Source organism: Salibacter halophilus (assembly GCF_008806325.1).
In the GTDB taxonomy this organism is placed as follows: Bacteria; Bacteroidota; Bacteroidia; order Flavobacteriales_G; family Salibacteraceae; genus Salibacter; species Salibacter halophilus.
Genome location: NZ_WACR01000007.1, coordinates 196,557 through 212,118, shown reverse-complemented (window position 1 = coordinate 212,118; position 15,562 = coordinate 196,557). Strand labels below are relative to the sequence as shown.

Genomic DNA, 15,562 nt, shown 5'->3' with positions numbered 1-15,562 from the left:
TATCAACCAGTTTCACTATGAAAGATTTTCTATCAGTAAATTACCATAACCTAACAGTCAGAACCACAACTATACTTGCTATGCTGGCTGTTGTTGTACTCTCCGTTTCCTGTAATGACAGCGTGCGCGAAAACGATGACACTACTGTAGCATCAACTGATATGGTGAGGGTCATAAAGCTGTACAACGAAGCATTTTTGAGCATTCATGAAATACTGATTAACGACACACTTTTAAGCACTGATGATACACTATACCTCCCTCGGGAAGACGATACATTAATGCTCACTCAAAATGCCACATTTGGTTACCCGAGAGAAATATTGATCAATTACGGTGAAGAGCTCAAAATCACAGATCGGGATTACCCTAAAAAAGGAAGACTTCGTGTGTGGCTTTACGCACCTTACGACTCAACACTTTCGATGAGAGTTTCATTTGACTTCCATCAAATTGGAAATTATGAACTTTTGGGAGAGATGGACATCAATACGGCCGATTCAACGACCCTAACTGAAGGAATTTTGAGAAAACTAACTGATGCCAGAATTCTGCGACTTGGACAAGGCATTAAAACTCAAAAAATGTATTTCAATTTTACCGATACAATGAAATTCACCACAGGGAGCTTTACTCCTTATTTAGCTGAAGATGATGGGTTCTCAGGATCGGGAAGTTACGGAGGCATTAGTTTTAGAGGTCAGCAATTCAGCTCTCAATTCAAAGAAGACTGGATGATAACCTATACCTGCAAAAACCCTATGCAGGGAATGGCTACTCTAAATGCACCCAATATTGCTACAAGAGAAATTAACTTTAGCGGTTCGTGCAGCAGCAGTTTCTCCGTATCGTTTTACAATACTACTGAGACGGTTAAGTTTCCTTTGTAAGAAATAAAAAACCCTTCCGCAATCTCAACGATCAGGGAAGGGTTTCAATTCAATAAGTCAATTAGAATTACGCTACTTTCAGCTTGTTGATTCCTGATTTCTCAAGATTCTTTTTTGCGTAGTCCAACGTAATGTGAAGTTTTTCCTTCTTATCAGATTTATCTGAATCATCAGACTTTGAAGGAATATCGTACATAGCATCGAGCATAATCGCTTCACAAATCGAGCGCAAACCACGCGCACCCAATTTGAATTCGATTGATTTTTCAACGATGTATTCCAGAACTTTTTTATCAAACGAGAGCTCTACATTTTCCATCTCAAACAATTTCTTGTACTGTTTAACAAGACTGTTTTTCGGCTCAGTCAAGATACGCACAAGCGCTTCTTTATCGAGCGGATTGAGATAACTCAATACAGGGAAACGACCAATCAACTCAGGAATTAACCCAAAGCTTTTCAAATCTGCAGGTGTCACGTATTGCAACATATTTTCCTTGTCGATTTGCTTGGCAGCTCTGTTTCCGTAACCAATTGCCTGCGTATTCATTCTACGGCTTATAACCTTATCAATTCCGTCAAAAGCACCACCGCAAATAAACAGGATGTTTTTTGTTTCGAGTTGTACAAGCTTTTGTTCAGGATGCTTGCGACCACCTTGTGGCGGAACACCAATTGTCGATCCCTCAAGCAATTTCAAAAGCGCCTGCTGAACACCTTCACCTGATACGTCACGTGTAATAGATGGATTATCACCCTTACGAGCAATTTTGTCAATCTCATCGATGAAAACAATTCCGCGTTGAGCAGCCTCAACATCGTAATCAGCAGCCTGGAGTAAACGAGACAAAATAGCTTCAACATCTTCTCCTACATAACCTGCTTCGGTCAGAACCGTAGCATCAGCAATGCAGAAGGGAACATTGAGAATTTTAGCAATTGTCTTGGCCAAAAGTGTCTTTCCTGTACCGGTTTTTCCAACCAATACAACATTTGACTTTTCGATTTCAACCTCATCCTCATCAATTTTTTGCGTCAAACGCTTAAAATGATTGTACACCGCCACGGAAAGAACGCGTTTTGCATCGTCCTGACCGATGATGTATTTATCGAGGTGCGACTTGATATCAGCCGGCTTGAGGAGGTTTAGGTTCTGACCAAGAGACTGCTGAACCTTGCTGCTCTCTTCTTCTTCTACAATCTTGATGGCCTGCTCAACACAGTTATTACAAATGTGCCCTGTAAGACCACCAATCATGATATCTACTTCACTTTTCTTACGCCCGCAAAACGAGCATTTGATTTCTTCCTTCTCCTTCATATTCGTCCTTCCCAAATAGCAATGATGCTACTTGCGATGATTACTTTTTAGTTTTTATATCTTTTGTGAGTACCTCGTCAATCATGCCGTAGTCTTTGGCATCTGCAGCACTCATCCAGTAGTCACGATCAGAGTCTTTCTTAATCGTGTCAAACTTTTTGCCGGTGTGGCTTGCAAGGATTGAGTAAAGTTCATCGCGAACTTTTGTCGTTTCCTTGAGCGCAATTTCCATATCAGAAACCTGACCCTGAGTTCCACTCATCGGTTGGTGAATCATGATTCTTGAGTGTGGAAGACTCGAACGCTTTTTATCAGTTCCGGCTGCGAGTAGTACAGCTCCCATTGAAGCTGCAAGTCCTGTACATATTGTCGCTACATCTGGTGCGATATACTGCATTGTATCATAAATCCCGAGTCCTGCATAAACTGATCCACCCGGACTATTGATATAAAGGTAAATGTCTTTTTCAGCATCTGAAGATTGCAAGAAAAGGAGCTGTGCCTGGATTACGTTTGCAATTTGATCATTTACCGGAGTTCCAAGAAAAATGATACGATCCATCATCAATCTCGAAAATACATCCATTGCCTGAACGTTCATTTGACGCTCCTCAAGGATGTATGGAGTCATTGATGCTTTTACGTAATCGTGAACAGTATTAGAACCTATTCCGCGATCTTTTACTGCGTATTTTTCAAATTCTTTATAGTCGCTCATAATTAACTAAACATGTTTGTGAGGTTACTTAAAATGCCTTTTTTAGCCGGTTTACCTGTGGCTAATTTAACAAATTCATCAAAGTCAACCTCTTTGTCCTTAATTTTAAAAGTGTCTTTGAACAAGTCAAACAACTTTTGAGCATATAAGTTGTCATTAACCTGCCTTAATTGGTTTTCGTCCTGTAACACTTTCATGGCGCTTTGCATCACCATTTCTTCTTCAGGCTCAGGAATACCGTATTGAGCCATTTGCTGTTTCACGAGGTCTTTAGTGAATTCGATCAATTCTTCTTCTTTTACCTCGATTTTATGCTCTTCAGCTATCTTGTTACGAATTAATTGCCATTTGAGTTGCTTAGCGTAATCAGGGTATTCCTGTTCGATTTGCTCTTCAGAGATAGGCTTTTCATTCGCTTCTTTGATCCATTTTTTCAGGAATGTATCAGGGAATTCCATTTCGTGACGATCAATCAACTCGTCATTAATATTCTTTTGAAGAAGGTTATCAGCATCGCGCTCAAACATTTTTTCGAGTTCGCCTTTTACCTTTTCGCGGAAATCATCTTCAGATTTCACTTCACCTTCACCAAACACCTGATCAAAAAGATCCTGATTCACTTCTGCCGAGTTCATGTGGTACACTTTCTCAACAGTAAACTGAAACTCTGACTTGATTTGAGCTGCTTCGTGTGGTTCTACACCAAGCATTTGCGACATATCCTGTTCGCCTTTACTCACTTTTGCAGGATCTACCTTGAAGCTATCTCCAACCTTTTTACCTGTAAGTTGCTTTTTCAGTTTTTCATCATCGATGAATTCAAGAGTTATTGTCCCCTGATTCTCTATTCCGCCTTCTTTCACGTTTCCTTCTTCGTCTAGCTCAACGAATTTACCGTGAAGCATATCTTCTTCACCGGCTTTTTCCACTTCGCTAACTTTTCCGTAGCGCTTTTGAAGATCAGCGATGTATTTATCGATTAGTTTATCATCGATTTTCACTTTGTATTTCGTGAATTTGTCTTTCTCACTCATCTTTAATTTGAAGTCTGGAGCCAAACCAATTTCAAACTCAAAGTTGAGTTCTGGATATTTCACAGGATCAAACTCGATAGAGTCATCTTCTTTAGGAAGCGGATTCCCAAGAACTTTAAGTTCTTTTTCCTCGATGTATTTGTTGAGTTTTTCACTGAGGATTTTGTTTACTTCCTCTGCCATGACAGCTTTGCCATACATCTTCTTCACCATACCCATTGGCACTTTTCCGGGTCTAAACCCAGGCATTTGCGCCTTTTTACGGTAGTCCTTTAAAATTGACTCTACTTTCTCGCGGTAATCGTCCTTCGCGAGTTTAATAGAGATCGTTCCATTCAGCTCATCCTGTAAATTGTGAGTAACTTCCATTATATCAATTAATTTATCCTTCAAAATTTGAGTCGGCAAAAGTAACGAATTTAAGCTAAAAGACATATGAAAGTCCTTTAAAGTGATTTCTAAACTGATTTTTGTATTTTTCGTAAGTTCTTTTTTAACGTATAGCAAAAACTATATTTGTACTCCAAAATATTTATCTATGCCTGTCAATATTGATATTATCAATCAGCGTTTCCCACTATTTTCAGAACCTGAACTCAAGCAAGAAATAGCGGAGAAAGGAATATGTAAGAAAATCAAAAAAGACGAATCTCTCCTCGATGTAGGATCATATATAAGGTCAATTCCGCTCGTAACGAACGGAAAAATAAAAGTGTTTAGAGAAGATGAAGAGGCCAATGAGTTATTGCTCTACTACCTCTACCCCGGTGAAGCCTGTGCGGTAAGTCTTGTCTGCACGATGGGAAACAAAAAGAGCAAAGTAAAAGCTGTCGCCCTTGAAGATTCTGAAATTGTCATGATCCCTGTCGACCTTATGGAACACTTTATCCGCAATTACCGCTCCTGGTATCAGTTCGTGATCAGAACCTATAACGACAGAATCGATGAATTGCTCGAAACAATCGACAGCATCGCTTTTCACAAAATGGATGAGCGCCTCATTGAATATTTGGAAAAAGCAACTGAGGCCACAGGATCTAATATTATCAAAGGCACACATCAAACAATTGCCTACGAACTCAACACTTCTCGCGAGGTAATTTCCAGACTTCTGAAACAACTAGAGAAGAAAGGGCTCGTAAAATTATCACGCAATCAAATAGAGCTGATAGAGTAAATAGCAAACTACACATATAGCAAAAAGCATATGTGATTTTTGTTACTGTGAGCTATTCTTCCTCAAGGTACTTTTGTACCAACAAATTATTAAAACATGGAAATACTCACAGTACTCGGTTACATCGCAGCAGCAGTAATAGGAATTTCACTAGGATTAATCGGTGGAGGCGGATCCATTTTAACAGTTCCGGTTCTCGTTTACTTATTGGGATCTGACCCTGTTGAAGCGACAGCTTATTCATTATTCATAGTTGGACTATCGAGTTTAGTGGGTACGGGGACCTACTTTAAAAAAGGGCTCGTCAACGTCAAAACAGCAGTAGTGTTTGGTATTCCATCCATTGCAGCAGTTTACGCAACCCGAAAATTCCTGGTTCCCTCAATCCCTGATGTCATGTTTTCAATGGGAGATACTCCAATCACTAAAGATTTGGGTATTATGGTGCTTTTTGCAGCACTGATGATCGCTGCTTCTATCTCAATGATCAGAGGAAGAAAAGCTCCTAAAGTTGAAAATGACGGAGAGCAGAAATTCAATTACCCACTAATCATATTAGAAGGTATCGTGGTCGGAACCTTAACCGGCCTCGTTGGTGCTGGCGGAGGATTCCTCATTATTCCTGCACTGGTAGTACTATCAAAGCTTCCAATGAAAGAAGCAGTGGGAACATCACTCCTGATCATCGCCACAAAAAGTTTAATCGGCTTTACCGGTGACATTGGCAACATGGATATCGACTGGACATTCCTGCTGATTTTCTCGGGAATTGCAGTAATCGGAATTTTCATAGGAAGTGCTTTATCGAATAAAGTATCAGGCGAAAAGCTGAAGCCTGCTTTTGGATGGTTTGTCCTCATCATGGGAGTTTACATCATGATTGAGCGAGCTATTGACACATTTGGGTAAGAAAAATAACTAAAAATATTATTAACAAATAAATCAGACAATTATGAAAGTAGAACAGATCTATACAGGATGTCTCGCACAAGGTGCTTATTACATTCAATCAAAAGACGAAGCAGTAATTATTGACCCGCTTCGTGAGACTGAGCCTTACATCAAAAAAGCTGAAGAAGAAGGCGCAAAAATCAAATACGTACTGGAAACACATTTCCACGCAGATTTCGTTTCAGGACACCTTGACCTGGCAAAGAAAACAGGAGCTGAGATTGTATTTGGACCAAACGCTAAACCGGAATACGATGCGCACATCGCTAAAGATGATGAGATCCTTGAAGTTGGTGACGTGAAGATCAAAGTGCTCCACACACCCGGGCACACGATGGAATCAACAACTTACCTCCTCATTGATGAAGATGGCAACAACAAAGCTATTTTCACCGGTGACACTTTATTCATCGGAGATGTTGGCCGACCAGACTTAGCTGTGAAAACAGATTTATCTCGTGAAGATCTTGCAGGACATCTGTACGAATCACTTCACAACAAAATACTTCCTCTGGAAGATAACTTAACTGTTTACCCGGGTCACGGTGCAGGATCAGCTTGTGGTAAAAACATGAGTTCTGAAACTACTGACACACTGGGTAACCAAAAGAAAACGAACTATGCTCTTCAAGATATGACAAAAGAAGAGTTTGTAAAACAGGTTACTGAAGGCCTGGTGCCTCCACCACAGTACTTCCCTAAAAATGCTGTAATGAACAAAAAAGGGTACGGCAGTTTTGATGAAGTCCTCGAAAAAGGGAACGTAGCTCTAGATCCTGACACATTTGAAGATGTAGTAAATGCTGAAGGAGCTATCATGTTAGATGTACGTTCTCCTGAAGCTTACGCTGAAGGACACGTTCCAAACTCTATTTTCATCGGGCTTGACGGCAGTTTTGCGGTTTGGGTAGGAACGCTTATTCCGGATCTGAACCAAAAAATTGTTCTCATCACAGAGAAAGGTCGTGAAGAGGAAGCCGTTACGCGTCTTTCACGTGTAGGTTATGACAACACACTGGGATACCTGAAAGGCGGTTATGAAAACTGGAAAGCTTCAGGAAAAGAATGTGACAGTGTAAAATCAGTAAGTGCTGAAGAATTCAAAAAAGCATTCGAAGAAGGAAAAGTAGAAGAAGTGGTTGATGTTCGTAAAGAGAGCGAATACAAATCACAGCACATTGAAGGAAAGAATGTTCGCAATATTCCGCTCGATTTCATCAACGACAGAATGGAAGAATATTCACAAGGAAAAGAAATGTATTTACACTGTGCTGGCGGATACCGCTCAATGATCACAGCTTCTATTCTCAAGTCGAGAGGTTATCATGATCTCGTGAATATTGAAGGTGGTTTTGACGCCATACAGGAAGCAGGCATGAAAACCAGCGAATACGTTTGTCCTTCAACAATGCTGTAAGCCATGTTAGGATTTTTAAAAAAATTATTAGGAGGAAATATCATGTTTGAGAATATCAATGCACATGCATTCGAAAAAGAGATTCAAAACAACCCCGATGCGGTTCTGATCGATGTCAGAACCCCGGGCGAGTTTGAGTCAGGACACATACCAAATGCGGTGAACCTCAACTTGCAGGATCCCGCATTCCAAAGCGAATTACAAAAACTGGATAAATCTAAAAAGTACCTCGTGTATTGCCGCAGTGGAGCGAGAAGCTTCAATGCCTGCAACATCATGACCAACTCTGGCTTTGATGATGTAACGAATCTACAAGGCGGAATTGTGAGCTGGCGCGGAGAGGTCGCAGTCCAATAAGGACTTCAAATTTTCACATAGTACATTAACTCGATTAGTTAATAAATGAGTGCTCTGCTGCTCTGGTGGCGGAGCACTTATCTTTTGATTTCACAAACCAAACAAATCAAATTATGGATTTTATTTTGCAACCATGGCCCTGGTATGTAGTGGGCCCTCTAATTGCTTTAACCATGTTTCTCCTGCTTTATTTCGGGAAGGAATTTGGCGTTTCAAACACGCTCAGGGTTGCCTGTAGCGCGGCAGGAGCACAAAAATTCTCCGAGTTTTTTCACTGGGATTGGCGCTCGCAAAAATGGAACCTCATCTTTGTTGGAGGTGGTGTTATTGGCGGTTTTATTTCTTACATGTTCTTGGAGGCTGATCACACTGTTGCTCTCGCTTCATCAACCGTTGAAAACATGCGGGATATGGGTCTGACCAATATTGGAGAGTCCTACTTGCCGTCACAGATTTTTGATCCTGAAGAAATCACGGTCGGAACCGTAGCTTACCTCATAGTTGCCGGTTTCCTCGTTGGATTTGGAGCACGTTATGCCGGTGGATGTACATCCGGTCACGCAATAAGCGGATTGGCCAACCTCCAACTGCCGTCACTCATTGCAGTAATTGGATTCTTCATTGGCGGTATGGCAATGACGTACTACATACTACCACATATCTTACCATTTTAATCGGATAAAAATCTATTTATGAAATACTTGAAGTTTTTAGGAATAGGAGTCATTTTTGGAATTGCTCTCACAAAAGGGCAGGTTGTTTCCTGGTACCGAATTATTGAAATGTTCTATTTCGATTCTTTCCATATGTATGGAATCATAGGATCTGCAGTTGTGCTGGGAATCATCATTGTACAATATATCAAAAGCAAAAAAGTAAAGAGTATAGAAGGCCAACTCATCACATTTAATCCAAAAAATAAAAGTGTTGCCCGCTATTTGATAGGCGGAACCTTCTTTGGATTAGGCTGGGCGATGGCAGGTGCCTGCCCTGGACCGATGTACCTGTTGTTGGGTAGAGGCTACTGGCTCATCTTGCTCGTGATTTTTGGTGCATTATTAGGGACATTCGTTTACGGTTTATTGCGTCACAAATTGCCGCATTAAAAACCGGGTTGTTTAGCTGTGTAAGCAGGCTCTGACCAGAGCCTGCTTTTTTTAGTTTGATTACTACTACCCCAACTTCCTTAAAAGCCAAATAATTGCAGATAGAACAACACTCAGCAATATCATTGTCGTTATGGGAATGTAGATTTTCACATTTTCCCTTTCTATTCTAATATCACCGGGCAAATTGCCAAGCCATGACAATTTATCTCCCAAAAAGAAAAGCAGTGCTCCCACTATGAGGAGAAGCACCGCTACTATCATTAAGATTTTGCCTACATCTTGCATTAATAACTCGTTTCATCAAGTTTGACCTTGCCTCTAAAGGTACGGTAAACAAACGCTGTGTACAACAGTACTAGAGGTGTTCCAATTGCAGCAATTGTGAGCATAATGCCCAGTGATTTCTCTGAAGCTGCAGCATTGTAAACTGTAATGTTCCATGCCGAATCAACTGTGGATAACAGTATATTTGGATACAACTCAATTGCAACGACTATCAAAAGCAAACTCATCGTGAGCGATGAGAAAAAGAAAGCCCATTGATACTTTCGCTTGCTTGCTAATCGCGGAACGTTTGCAATGCTCAAAAAGGCTAAAAGCGGAATCACAAACATAACGGGGTTATTGGTGAATTTATCGCTCAAATGCGGAATGTACAGCAGTGTATAAAGTGTAGTAACAGCAAAACTCACGATGAAAAAGATCATTCCTCTTTTCAACAAAATAGTCAACTTAGCGTAAAGCCTGCCTTCTGTTTTGAGCAAGAGATAAATTGCTCCGTGTGTCATGAAAAGAGCCAGGGTTGTTACACCAACCATAATCGCGTAAGGATTGAGAAACTCAACAAGTCCAACACCAACGTACTCAAAATTTTCACCTATCGCGATTCCCTGCAGTACATTCCCCAGCACAACACCTAATAAAAAGGCGAGTAGGATACTGGAAATACTGTATGAATAATCCCACATTTTACGCCACCAGGTCATTTCCTCTTTACTCCTAAATTCGATGGATACGGCTCTGAATATGATGAAAACCAAAAAGAGCATGAATGGAATATACATGGCTGAAAACAGAGAAGCGTAAAGTACCGGAAAGCCGGCAAAAAGTGCTCCTCCCCCAATAACGAGCCACACTTCATTCCCATCCCAAACCGGACCTATCGCATTGAGCGCAATTCTCCTGCTCTTCTCTTTTTTGAAGAAAAGATGCCAGGCTCCGGCACCAAAATCAAACCCATCTAGAATTGCATATCCTGAAAAAAGTCCGCCTACTACTAAAAACCACCACGTAGCGTAATCTATTCCTATAAATGTCTCCATAATTATTCTGTCATTAAGGTATTAGCCATTCCACTTTGATTTGGTCTGTTGTCACGTTCCTCTTCATCATAAGGACCGTGAACAATTTTCTTATTGAGCAAGTACAAAAACAGCAGTAACAGAATGAAATAAATGATGAAAAATAAAATCAGGGAAAACAATACCTGATTAGCTGTTACAGCCTTTGAAAGTGCATCAGATGTTTTTAGATGTCCGTAAACTACCCAGGGTTGACGTCCCATCTCAGCAGTAAACCAGCCTATTTGATTCGCGATTTGAGGAAGTAAAACAGCAAAGACAAAAACAACCATCAACCATTTTTTCTCAAATAGCTTTTTGCGCCACATCAGGAAAGATGCATAAAGCGTTAAAGCGATTAAAAACATCCCGATTGCAACCATGAGGTGATAAAACTGAAAAATTGCATTTATTTGACCAGGTCGCTCGTCCTCAGGTATTGCGTTCATGCCTTTAATCGGTGCGGAAAAATCCTGATGAACTAAAAATGACAATCCGCCCGGAACCTTAATTCCTCTCACTTTTTGAGCCTCCTTATCAACCCAGCCAAACAAATACATATCTGCCGGAGCTTCTTTTTCAAAATGCCCTTCCATAGCTGCCAATTTAGCGGGCTGATTGACTGCTACACCATCAGCAGATTGGTGGCCGCTAACTAATTGCCCCAAACTGAAGACTGTAGCAACAACAAGCGCAATCTTAAATGCCTTTTTAGATAGCTCAACATACCTTCCCTTAACGATGTAGTAACCATGTACACTCAGAACCAAAAAAGCTCCGGCCAGGAAGGCACCAATCCAAACATGTGTTAATCGGTCCATTGATGACGGATTGAAAACCATCGCCCAAAAATCGGTGATCTCAGCTCTGGCGTTCATTCCTTTACCTACAATATGATAACCGGCAGGTGTTTGTTGCCAGCTATTTGCTACAACAATCCAAACGGCTGAAAACATCGAACCCAAAAACACCCCAACAGTGGAAACCATATGCACCCATGGCTTTACACGATTCCAACCGAATAATAAAATACCTAAAAAACCACTCTCTAAAGCGAAAGCGAAAATACCTTCAGCAGCGAGAGCACTCCCAAACACATCACCTACATATCGCGAGTAAGTAGCCCAGTTTGTACCAAACTCAAACTCCATGACAATTCCGGTAGCAACACCAATCCCAAATGTCAATGCAAAAATCTTAATCCAAAACCGGGTGAGTTTTTCATATACATCCTTTCCGGTTCTGATGTACATCCCTTCAAAAATCACCAGCAACAATCCTAAACCTATACTTAGCGGAGGATATATGTAGTGGAAAGCAACTGTGAAAGCGAATTGAATTCTTGCTAATATTTCAACATCCATAATCCATTTTTTTCGATTACAATAAAAAAAAGCCTCCAAACGGAGGCTTCAGTTTTAAGCTTTCCCTTTCAACATCAAGTTCCAGTACATGTAGGGTAACCCGTACTTTTTCAATAACCACATACTGTAATTTTCTTTCGTAACGTCAACGAATTTAGAAATGAGTGGGTCGCTCATTCGTTTATTTCCATAACCAAACTCTGCCAGAACCATTTTTCCATAACCGGTAACGAGCGGACAACTAGAGTAGCCCTGGTAAGCATCGCTCAGTTTCTTTTCCTTTTTGATCATGTGTAAAATATTCTCAGTAACGACCGGAGCCTGCTTGCGAACTGCTGCTCCAGTTTTGGCGGTTGGCAAAGCAGCCACATCACCTAGTGCGAAAACATTCGGGTAGTTGGGGTTCTGAAGGGTGTGATGATCAACCTCAGCCCAACCTTTATTTCCGCCTTCCTGATGCGCGATTTTTGATTTCGCAACAAAGTCAGGAGACTTTTGTGGTGGTGCTAAATGCAGCATGCCATATTTAATGACCATAGTAGCGTCACCAATCACTTCTTCACCTACGCGGTTGTCATCATCATTGATCGATACACATTGGCTGTCATCAGTAGCCGTGAGTTTGTAATATGCCTTTTTCTCTTTTGGGTCAATCTTGTAGAGCTTATGGAAATACTTCACCGCGATGTTATGACGATTCACAACTTTCATCAACGTTTTAGCAAACTCTTTAACCCCAAAAATCACTGACCCCGGAGTCGCAAAAATGGTATTGGTTTTATCAGCCAGTCCGTGTTTTTGGAAATACTCAGCTGCCAGATACATGATTTTTTGAGGAGCTCCACCACATTTAATAGGAGTTGCAGGTTGAGTAAAAAGTGCATTTCCTCCTTTAAAGTTTTGAAGAACCTCCCAGGTATATTCGGGATCGATGTAGTTTGAACAAACGCCATCTTTCCCCATCGCCTCTCTCAATCCTTCAACACCATCTAAATCAATACTCAACCCGGGAGCAACAATGAGGTATTCGTATTTTACAACGACCCCGTTTTTGAGTGAAACTTTGTTTTCATCCGGATTAATTTCAGAAGCGTATTCTTTAATCCATTTTACACCATCTGGCATGACTGAAGCCTCAGTTCGTTCAGTCTTTTTCATATCAAAAGTACCTGCACCAACTAAAGTCCACGCAGGTTGGTAATAATGCTTTTCACTAGGCTCAATAATCGCAATATCAAGCGATTTATCCTTTTTGAGGAGCTGTGCCGCAACCGTAATTCCGGCTGTTCCACCTCCAATAATGACAATTTGATGTTCTTTCATAGCTAACAATGTTTGGAGCGAATTTATAGAGCTCATTTCTAAGCTACTGTGACTATTATCACCATCAGCTATTTTTCTGTTTCGGTCAGAACCGGACTGTGCTTACGTCACAATTCAGTAGTTTACACTAATTTACGTGCAACGTGCCTACAGCACTCTCAGGAAAAATTGCGTCCATAAACTCTGGGCTAAAACCCAGAGTTATAATTGTTCCGTGCCTAATGGCACTCACATAAGAGGGACAACTACATAATCAAATTGACTCATCTTTAATTCAAGATTTGAGCATGTTTATTCACTCTTAGTGCCGTTAGGCACGATTTACTTCTATCTCAGGGTGACAGCCTGAGTCTAAAACTTCAAAAAAAGCTTGTGAGTGCCGTAGGTACGGTTCACATTTTAAACTTGTATTTTATTGTTAAAGCTTTACAAACTACCAATATCCAAATGCAAATCGAACACAGGTTTGTAATTTCGCGCATAAAACGATTCAACAATCATGAGCAATATACTTTTATCAGATTTCAATACGCCTTTTCAAACGGCTCCTTTTGACCAAATAAAACTGGAAGATTACAAACCGGCAATTGAAAAAGCAATTGAAGAACACAAAAACGAAATCGATGCTATTACGGCTAATGATGCCGATCCAACTTTTGAAAATACGATCGAAGCACTCGAATTTAGCGGTGAGCGATTAGATCGCGTAACATCGGTCTTTTTCAATCTCAACTCGGCCGAGACAAATGACGAAATGCAGGCTATTGCGCAGGAAGTTTCCCCGGTTCTGACCGAGCACTCGAATAACATCCTGCTCAACAAAGAACTCTTTGAACGCATCAAAAAAGTTTGGGAAACGACTGATAAAAAGGCACTTGATGCTGATCAGCAAACGCTGCTCAAAAACACGTATGAAGACTTTGTTCGTAACGGTGCTGAGCTACCTGCCGAAAAACAAAAAGACCTGCGCGAACTCAACACCAAACTGGCGAAGTTATCGCTCAACTTTGGTGAGAATCTGTTGAAAGAAACCAACGATTACGAGCTGCACATCACCGATGAATCAAAAATCGAAGGCTTGCCCGATACTTACAAAGAAGCGGCTAAGGCAGAGGCAAAAGAGCGAAACAAAGACGGATTCGTTTTCACACTGCATTTCCCCAGCTTTTTCCCGTTTATGACGTATGTTGCCAACCGTGATTTGCGCAAGGAAATGTTCATGGCATCAGGCAAAAAGGCATACAAAGACAACGACCGCAACAACGAAGAAACGGTAAAAGAAATAGCGCTTCTCCGTCTGAAAAAAGCGAAGCTACTCGGCTTTGAGTCACACGCTCACCTCACGCTGAAAAAACGCATGGCAGAGTCGCCACAAAAGGTTCATGAATTCCTCGACTACCTGCTCGATAAAGCTAAACCAGCTGCCGAGAATGATGTGAAAGAAGTTGCTGAGTTTGCCAAAAAAGAGGACGGGCTGGAAGATCTTCAACGCTGGGATTTTTCGTATTACAGCGAAAAACTCAAAAAGGCTAAATACGAAGTTGATGACGAGGAACTGAAACCTTATTTCAAACTGGAAAATGTGATTGATGGCGTTTTCAAAACAGCCGGTAAGCTGTACGATATTTCATTTAAGGAACGCACTGATATTCCCAAATACCACAAAGATATCATCACGTATGAGGTTCTGGATCACGATCAGAACCATCTCGCGATTTTCTATACCGATTTCTTCCCGCGTGCCGGTAAACGTGCCGGAGCCTGGATGACGATCTACCGATCGCAATCAAAGCGAAATGGCGAAGAAAAAAGACCACATGTTTCTATTGTGTGCAACTTCAACAAACCCACAGGCAACACGCCTTCTCTACTAACTTTTAATGAGGTAACCACCTTGTTCCACGAGTTTGGGCACGCATTGCACGGTATTTTGGGTAAAGGTCGCTATCCGAGTATCACTGGTCCAAATGTGTATTGGGATTTCGTTGAACTTCCTTCTCAGCTAATGGAAAACTGGTGTTACGAAAAAGAGTGCCTAGACCTTTTTGCAAAGCACTATAAAACCGGAGAGAAAATCCCACAGGAATTAGTTGACAGACTCAAAGCCAGTGCTACTTACAATGAAGGTTACAAAACAATCAGGCAAGTGAGTTTTGGATTGCTAGACATGAACTGGCACGATGTAAAAGAGGAAAGCCAAATTGAGAATACAACTGTATCAGATTTAGAGAAAAATTCATTCTCGAAAACTGATGTGCTTCCTAATGTAGACGGAACAGCTATGAGTACGCAATTTGGGCACTTATTCCAGGGCGGTTACAGCGCAGGATATTACAGCTACAAATGGGCCGAGGTTCTCGATGCTGATGCTTTTGAATTTTTTAAAGAAAACGGCATTTTCGATGCAGAAACAGCTAAACGTTTCAAAGAAAATGTACTGGAAGCCGGGGGATCTGAACATCCTTCAATTCTCTACAAACGATTCAGAGGCCAGGAACCCGATCCCGATGCACTCTTGAGAAGAGCTGGATTGATGGAATAACAAAAAAGAGGCTGCCATT

At 41.0% G+C, this 15,562-nt stretch carries 15 protein-coding genes; 8 read left to right on the top strand and 7 right to left on the bottom strand.

Annotation, left to right across the window (positions count from 1 at the left end; translation table 11 throughout):
- Nucleotides 1-17: 17 nt before the first annotated feature.
- Complete coding sequence (locus F3059_RS09530; RefSeq protein WP_151168609.1) at nt 18-890, top strand: hypothetical protein; 873 nt, start codon at nt 18-20, stop codon at nt 888-890.
- Nucleotides 891-957: 67 nt separating this feature from the next.
- Here F3059_RS09530 and clpX read toward each other — a convergent pair whose 3' ends face one another.
- From clpX to tig, 3 genes are read right to left on the bottom strand one after another with little or no spacing between them, the layout of a single operon-like run.
- Nucleotides 958-2,211 carry an ATP-dependent Clp protease ATP-binding subunit ClpX gene (clpX, locus tag F3059_RS09525; RefSeq protein WP_151168607.1) on the bottom strand — a complete coding sequence of 418 codons (1,254 nt, stop codon included), beginning with the start codon at nt 2,209-2,211 and terminating at the stop codon, nt 958-960.
- Nucleotides 2,212-2,251: 40 nt separating this feature from the next.
- Nucleotides 2,252-2,929, bottom strand: coding sequence for a ClpP family protease (locus F3059_RS09520; protein WP_151168605.1), 678 nt, complete (start codon nt 2,927-2,929; stop codon nt 2,252-2,254).
- 2 nt (nt 2,930-2,931) lie between these two features.
- Nucleotides 2,932-4,332 carry a trigger factor gene (tig, locus tag F3059_RS09515; RefSeq protein WP_170265144.1) on the bottom strand — a complete coding sequence of 467 codons (1,401 nt, stop codon included), beginning with the start codon at nt 4,330-4,332 and terminating at the stop codon, nt 2,932-2,934.
- A gap of 169 nt (nt 4,333-4,501) precedes the next feature.
- Between tig and F3059_RS09510 the strand changes: the two genes are divergently transcribed.
- The 6 genes from F3059_RS09510 (at nt 4,502) to F3059_RS09485 (ending at nt 8,971) form a co-directional block, all read left to right on the top strand.
- On the top strand, nt 4,502-5,140 hold the full coding sequence (locus F3059_RS09510) for a Crp/Fnr family transcriptional regulator (RefSeq protein WP_151168601.1): 639 nt from the start codon (nt 4,502-4,504) through the stop codon (nt 5,138-5,140).
- Nucleotides 5,141-5,236: 96 nt separating this feature from the next.
- On the top strand, nt 5,237-6,049 hold the full coding sequence (locus tag F3059_RS09505; protein ID WP_151168599.1) for a sulfite exporter TauE/SafE family protein: 813 nt from the start codon (nt 5,237-5,239) through the stop codon (nt 6,047-6,049).
- A gap of 43 nt (nt 6,050-6,092) precedes the next feature.
- Nucleotides 6,093-7,508, top strand: a complete 1,416-nt coding sequence (locus F3059_RS09500; protein ID WP_151168597.1) for an MBL fold metallo-hydrolase — start codon at nt 6,093-6,095, stop codon at nt 7,506-7,508.
- A 3-nt stretch (nt 7,509-7,511) separates the two neighbouring features.
- Entirely contained in the window at nt 7,512-7,865 is a 354-nt protein-coding gene (locus F3059_RS09495; RefSeq protein WP_151168595.1) for a rhodanese-like domain-containing protein, read from the top strand.
- A gap of 113 nt (nt 7,866-7,978) precedes the next feature.
- The gene (locus F3059_RS09490; protein WP_151168593.1) at nt 7,979-8,539 is read left to right on the top strand and encodes a YeeE/YedE family protein; all 561 of its coding nucleotides are present in this window, start codon (nt 7,979-7,981) and stop codon (nt 8,537-8,539) included.
- Nucleotides 8,540-8,557: 18 nt separating this feature from the next.
- Nucleotides 8,558-8,971: a YeeE/YedE family protein gene (locus tag F3059_RS09485; protein ID WP_151168591.1), complete on the top strand. Its 414-nt coding sequence runs from the start codon at nt 8,558-8,560 to the stop codon at nt 8,969-8,971.
- 66 nt (nt 8,972-9,037) lie between these two features.
- Here F3059_RS09485 and F3059_RS13890 read toward each other — a convergent pair whose 3' ends face one another.
- From F3059_RS13890 to F3059_RS09465, 4 genes are read right to left on the bottom strand one after another with little or no spacing between them, the layout of a single operon-like run.
- Entirely contained in the window at nt 9,038-9,235 is a 198-nt protein-coding gene (locus F3059_RS13890) for a DUF2905 domain-containing protein (protein WP_223274589.1), read from the bottom strand.
- A 23-nt stretch (nt 9,236-9,258) separates the two neighbouring features.
- Nucleotides 9,259-10,296: a cytochrome d ubiquinol oxidase subunit II gene (cydB, locus tag F3059_RS09475; RefSeq protein WP_151168587.1), complete on the bottom strand. Its 1,038-nt coding sequence runs from the start codon at nt 10,294-10,296 to the stop codon at nt 9,259-9,261.
- A gap of 2 nt (nt 10,297-10,298) precedes the next feature.
- On the bottom strand, nt 10,299-11,678 hold the full coding sequence (locus F3059_RS09470; protein ID WP_151168585.1) for a cytochrome ubiquinol oxidase subunit I: 1,380 nt from the start codon (nt 11,676-11,678) through the stop codon (nt 10,299-10,301).
- A 54-nt stretch (nt 11,679-11,732) separates the two neighbouring features.
- The gene (locus F3059_RS09465) at nt 11,733-13,001 is read right to left on the bottom strand and encodes an NAD(P)/FAD-dependent oxidoreductase (RefSeq protein WP_151168583.1); all 1,269 of its coding nucleotides are present in this window, start codon (nt 12,999-13,001) and stop codon (nt 11,733-11,735) included.
- A gap of 499 nt (nt 13,002-13,500) precedes the next feature.
- On the opposite strand from F3059_RS09465, the gene F3059_RS09460 reads away from it, so the two are divergent.
- Entirely contained in the window at nt 13,501-15,543 is a 2,043-nt protein-coding gene (locus F3059_RS09460) for a M3 family metallopeptidase (RefSeq protein ID WP_151168581.1), read from the top strand.
- Nucleotides 15,544-15,562: the final 19 nt, after the last annotated feature.

Excerpts from the sequence above, each read along its gene's own strand:
- F3059_RS13890 (WP_223274589.1), bottom strand. The coding sequence starts at position 9,235 with ATGATAGTAGCGGTGCTTCTCCTCATAGTGGGAGCACTGCTTTTCTTT.
- cydB (WP_151168587.1), bottom strand. The coding sequence starts at position 10,296 with ATGGAGACATTTATAGGAATAGATTACGCTACGTGGTGGTTTTTAGTA.
- F3059_RS09505 (WP_151168599.1), top strand. The coding sequence starts at position 5,237 with ATGGAAATACTCACAGTACTCGGTTACATCGCAGCAGCAGTAATAGGA.
- clpX (WP_151168607.1), bottom strand. The coding sequence starts at position 2,211 with ATGAAGGAGAAGGAAGAAATCAAATGCTCGTTTTGCGGGCGTAAGAAA.
- F3059_RS09500 (WP_151168597.1), top strand. The coding sequence starts at position 6,093 with ATGAAAGTAGAACAGATCTATACAGGATGTCTCGCACAAGGTGCTTAT.
- F3059_RS09470 (WP_151168585.1), bottom strand. The coding sequence starts at position 11,678 with ATGGATGTTGAAATATTAGCAAGAATTCAATTCGCTTTCACAGTTGCT.
- F3059_RS09460 (WP_151168581.1), top strand. The coding sequence starts at position 13,501 with ATGAGCAATATACTTTTATCAGATTTCAATACGCCTTTTCAAACGGCT.
- F3059_RS09490 (WP_151168593.1), top strand. The coding sequence starts at position 7,979 with ATGGATTTTATTTTGCAACCATGGCCCTGGTATGTAGTGGGCCCTCTA.
- F3059_RS09520 (WP_151168605.1), bottom strand. The coding sequence starts at position 2,929 with ATGAGCGACTATAAAGAATTTGAAAAATACGCAGTAAAAGATCGCGGA.
- F3059_RS09510 (WP_151168601.1), top strand. The coding sequence starts at position 4,502 with ATGCCTGTCAATATTGATATTATCAATCAGCGTTTCCCACTATTTTCA.
- F3059_RS09530 (WP_151168609.1), top strand. The coding sequence starts at position 18 with ATGAAAGATTTTCTATCAGTAAATTACCATAACCTAACAGTCAGAACC.
- F3059_RS09495 (WP_151168595.1), top strand. The coding sequence starts at position 7,512 with ATGTTAGGATTTTTAAAAAAATTATTAGGAGGAAATATCATGTTTGAG.
- F3059_RS09485 (WP_151168591.1), top strand. The coding sequence starts at position 8,558 with ATGAAATACTTGAAGTTTTTAGGAATAGGAGTCATTTTTGGAATTGCT.
- F3059_RS09465 (WP_151168583.1), bottom strand. The coding sequence starts at position 13,001 with ATGAAAGAACATCAAATTGTCATTATTGGAGGTGGAACAGCCGGAATT.
- tig (WP_170265144.1), bottom strand. The coding sequence starts at position 4,332 with ATGGAAGTTACTCACAATTTACAGGATGAGCTGAATGGAACGATCTCT.